This is a genomic window from Romboutsia sp. (assembly GCF_051659545.1).
In the GTDB taxonomy this organism is placed as follows: domain Bacteria; phylum Bacillota; class Clostridia; order Peptostreptococcales; family Peptostreptococcaceae; genus JBOFOR01.
On record NZ_JBOFOR010000270.1, the window covers coordinates 1 to 4,632 of the forward strand.

Annotated in this window: 3 protein-coding genes; 1 reads left to right on the forward strand and 2 read right to left on the reverse strand. The window is 30.2% G+C overall.

Translation table 11 applies throughout. The features are described 5' to 3' along the window. The first annotated feature begins 280 nt into the window (after window positions 1-280). Window positions 281-1,267 carry an ornithine cyclodeaminase family protein gene (locus ACRC03_RS15560; protein ID WP_438653510.1) on the forward strand — a complete coding sequence of 329 codons (987 nt, stop codon included), beginning with the start codon at window positions 281-283 and terminating at the stop codon, window positions 1,265-1,267. Window positions 1,268-1,352: 85 nt separating this feature from the next. Here the strand turns inward: ACRC03_RS15560 and ACRC03_RS15565 are convergent, their stop codons facing one another. Continuing rightward, a complete protein-coding gene (locus ACRC03_RS15565; protein WP_438653512.1) occupies window positions 1,353-3,146 on the reverse strand; it encodes an aminopeptidase P family protein in 1,794 nt (597 codons plus the stop codon). Window positions 3,147-3,425: 279 nt separating this feature from the next. Next, window positions 3,426-4,328 carry a LysR substrate-binding domain-containing protein gene (locus tag ACRC03_RS15570; RefSeq protein ID WP_438653511.1) on the reverse strand — a complete coding sequence of 301 codons (903 nt, stop codon included), beginning with the start codon at window positions 4,326-4,328 and terminating at the stop codon, window positions 3,426-3,428. Window positions 4,329-4,632 lie beyond the last annotated feature (304 nt).

Consider the following 4,632-nt stretch of genomic DNA (forward strand, 5'->3'; position numbering starts at 1 on the left):
GTAAAGCATTAAGTAACAAGCTTGAGATAATAGCATTAGCAGGTATCGGATTAAGAGTTAATATAAAAGATTTAATAAAACAAGGTAAAAAAGCATCAATATATGCACTAGGTGTAGGTACATTACAAGTAGTAGCAGCAGTAGTATTAATAGGAATATTATTATAAGTTAGTTTAAAAGTACTCTAGAAATTGAATTTCTAGAGTACTTTTGTGATATAATCAAAACATAATTATATAGTGTTTTGCTAGTAGACAAAGAATATTGGGGAGGATATAAAATGCTATTATTATCAAAAGATGATATCAAAAAAGTATTTACAATGAAGGATGCAATCGAAACAAATAAGCTATCTTTTGAACTATTTTCAAAGGGTAAAAGTGAAGTTCCATTAAGGACAACAATACAAGCACCAAATCATAACGGGGTATTTTTATTTATGCCATCTTATGTAGAAGATCTAGATGTAGCTGGTTTAAAAGTTGTTAATATATTTCCTGAAAATATTAAAGAAAATTTGCCAACTGCTCCAGCGCAAGTATTGTTAATAGATGGAAAAACGGGGATAGTAAGCTCTATTCTAGATGGAACGTATGTAACTCAACTACGTACGGGAGCATCTTCAGGAGCAGCAATTGATTTATTTGCTATAAAAGATTCAAAAATAGGAGCATTAATAGGTGCTGGTGGTCAAGCTTCAGCTCAACTGGAAGCTATGATGGTTGCTCGTGACTTAGATATTGTTAAGGTGTATGATTTAGACAAAGAAAGAAGAGAAGTTTTTGTAAATAGAATGAAAGAGGAGTTAAAAGAATATAAAACTGAAATAGTTGCTGTTAGCTCGTCTGATGAAGCTATATGTGATGCAGATATAATTGTAACTGTAACAGCAGCAAATAAACCTGTATTTGATGGAACTAAAGTTAAAGAGGGAGCTATAGTAAGTTGTGTTGGTTCATATCAACATCATATGCAAGAAATGGATCCAGTAATTCTTAAAAGAGCATCAAAAATATACTTTGACTCTGAAGAAGCAGTATTATCAGAATCAGGAGATATATTGATACCATTAGAAGAGGGAATTATAACGAAAGAAGACTTTACTGGTGATATTGGAGATGTATTACTTGGTAATATAGCTAGTCGTGAGAATGATAGTGAAATTATTGTTTATAAAAATGTGGGAATAGGATTACTTGATTTGATGACTGCTAGAGCTATATATACAAAAGCTAAAGAAGAAGGTATTGGAACTGAATGGAATTAAAAAAATATACATAATAATAGAGAGAGTTGGTACAGTAAGAAGTATTACTGTACCAACTCTCATTTTTTAAATTTAAGTAAAACTTTTAGATTTCTCTAGTATATGTTTTAAGCCATTCTTTTTGTTCAGCTGAAAGAGAAGGAGCTACTTTTTCATAGACAAACTTATGGTATTTGTTTAAATAATCACGCTCAGCTTTGTTCATTTGTTGTGGGTCTATTGCATCTAAGTCAATAGGAGCAACAGTAACAGGTTCAAAATTCATAAACTGCCCGTATTCATTTTTCTCAGCATATTTAATTTCAAGTTCATTTTCAATTCTTATACCATGAGAACCTTCTATGTAAATACCTGGTTCATTAGTAAGTACCATCCCTGCTTCAAGATTAGCAGTTTCATTTTTAGAAGGAACTACTTGCCATCTGAATCCTGCTGGTCCTTCATGAATATTTAATAAATATCCTACACCATGACCAGTACCGCATTTGTAATCAATGCCAAGTTGCCAAATTGGATTTCTTGCAAGAATATCAAGGTTGTAGCCTTTAGATCCATATAAGAATTTTGCCATTGATAAATTTATCATTCCTCTAACAACTGCAGTAAAATGAGTTTTTAATTCCTCACTTATTGGTCCAAGAGCAAGCGTTCTTGTAATATCAGTTGTTCCCTCAAGGTAATTTCCACCAGTGTCAGTTAGATATAAGTGCTCAGGTTGTAACTTATATTCAACTTCTTTGGTTGCACTATAGTGCATCATTGCTGCATGATCTTTGTATGCAGATATAGGAGCAAAACTAGGTCCTATAAAACCTTCTTGCTCAGAACGTAATAATTCTAATTTGTCTGATGCGCTAATTTCTGAGATTTCAGCTTTACCAATATTCTGCTTTAACCAATACATGAATTTAGTGAAAGCTATGCCGTCTTTAATATGACTTTCTCTTATATTTTTAAGCTCAACTTTGTTTTTTATTGCCTTAAATAGTATTGTAGGATTTGGACTTTCTACTTTACTAGAGGCACTTGGGATATTATTGCATATTGCGTAGTTTATTTTTCCTGGGTCAATTAATATAGTGTCTGAATCGTTGAATCCTTTCACAAACTCATAAATATGGTTATAAGGATGAGTTGTAACGTTTTCCTTTGCGAGTTCTACTTTGATCTCAGAAGTAAGCTTGTTTTCATCAATGAATAAATGTACATTTTCTAATGTAATCACTGCATATACAAGAACTAATGGAGAGAAGGCCACATCTTCACCTCTGATGTTAGTTAACCAACATATATCATCTAAAGATGTAATTATATGAGTGTTAACGTTTTCTTTACACATTCTTTCTCTTATACGTTTTAACTTAGATGCAAAGCTTTCACCAGTATATTTAGTCTCTAAGAAAAAAGCAGGTTTTTCAGATAATAATGGTCTATTAGACCAAATCAGGTCAATTAAGTCCTCGCTATAACTAATAGTTACATTTTTGTGAGCCAGAATACGTTCATAGGATTGGCCTTCTTGAAAGGCAATAACTCTCCCATCAAAACCTAGTATTCCATTTTCAGGAATTTTAGAATCTAAGAATTCCTCTATAGTTTGAACACCAGGTTCACCCATTTTATAAAGGGTTATGGTACTATTACTCAATTGACTATCAGCTTGAATAAAGTATCTTCCATCTGTCCATAAACCAGCTTCGTCTTTAGTTACAACTATAGTACCAGCTGAACCGGTAAATCCTGAAATGAATGCTCTTGATTTAAAATAATCCCCAACATATTCACTTTGATGATTATCTGCTGATGGAATAATATAAGCATCAATATTTCTATTACCCATTAATTCTCTTAATTTTGATAAATTTTCTAAAATATTCAACATTAAAACCCCCTTTTTATGTAAAATCACAAATATTATGCTAAAAAGCACTTCTTAATAAAAGATAGCAGAAATATTTTTTGTCGTCAACTTAAAGAATTCTTATGTCTCAGATATGACAAAGATAATAATTTATACGTTACTAAAATATCCATAAATTAGATGTCATAGTAACGTATATTTTTTACTTACAGTCCTGTTGATGAATTGGATACAATCGTCTGAAAGTTAAACCTGTCTAATTGGGTGAAATTGACGTTGTTTATCAAGATTTTGATATTACTCAACAGTGACATAATTATCAGATACATATAATAGCCATTCATCAAGGAAAACTTGAGTACTTTTAGATGAATTAATGTTTTTAGGTAAAATATATGAAAAATGCCTAATATAAGAAGGCCCCAACTCAATAACTGACAAATCATTACTTTTATCATTTTCGCTTACTATTAAATTAGACAATATACTTATACCTAAATTATTTTTTATAGCTTCCTTTATAGCATGATTACTTGCCAACACCATAATATTTTTAGGAATAATTTCATTATTACTTAAAAACATATCTGTAAATTCCCTAGTACCAGAACCTTCTTCGCGAACTATCCATTTTTGATTTTGAAGTTTTTTCAAAGAGAAGTTGCTTTCATTTAAATAAGATTTATATGGTAAAGTTAATACCATTTTATCTTGTAAAAAATATTTTTGTGTAAAATTAGAAGAGAAAGCTATTCCCTCTATTAATCCTATATCTAAAGTAAGGTCTTTTAAGCGAGAACTTACAGATAAAGTATTGTCTATAAATATTTCTACATCTATATCAGGGTATTTCATAGAAAATATAGCTAAAAACTTAGGTAAAATATACTCACCGATAGTAAAAGTAGCACCTATCTTTAAAGATCCTTTCATAGAGTCAGAGGTGTTTCTAACTTCCATAACTGTAAGTTCGAATAAATTAATAATTTCTTTTGCTTTTTTGTAAAGGGTGTATCCGCTATCTGTTATAACTATAGTTTTTTGCTTAACAGATCTATTTATTAAAGTTACTTCAAAATAATTTTCTAAGTTTTTTATATGATTACTAACAGTAGGTTGAGACAAATTTAAATGCTCACCTGCTTTAGTGAAATTGTTGTACTCTACTACAGCAATAAATGTTTTTAATTCTTCTAACAATAAGATTACCTCCCATTTCATAAAAATGTATATAAATATTATAACCATAATCATAAAAAAAATAAATACTTATCATTAAATAAATGTATTTTACTAATGATTATTATGGAGATATAATAAGTTGTGTAAGAACAACAAACTTAAAAAGTGAAAGGAGGTAGACCGATGCAGTCAACTCAAGAGTTAAAAAGCTCATCTAATAAATCTAAAAATTCTAAAGGAATATTACCAGGTTTATTGGTAGCAACTATTACAGGATTTGTAAGTATATTTATTGGACAATTTATGCCAACCATTGGAGCAG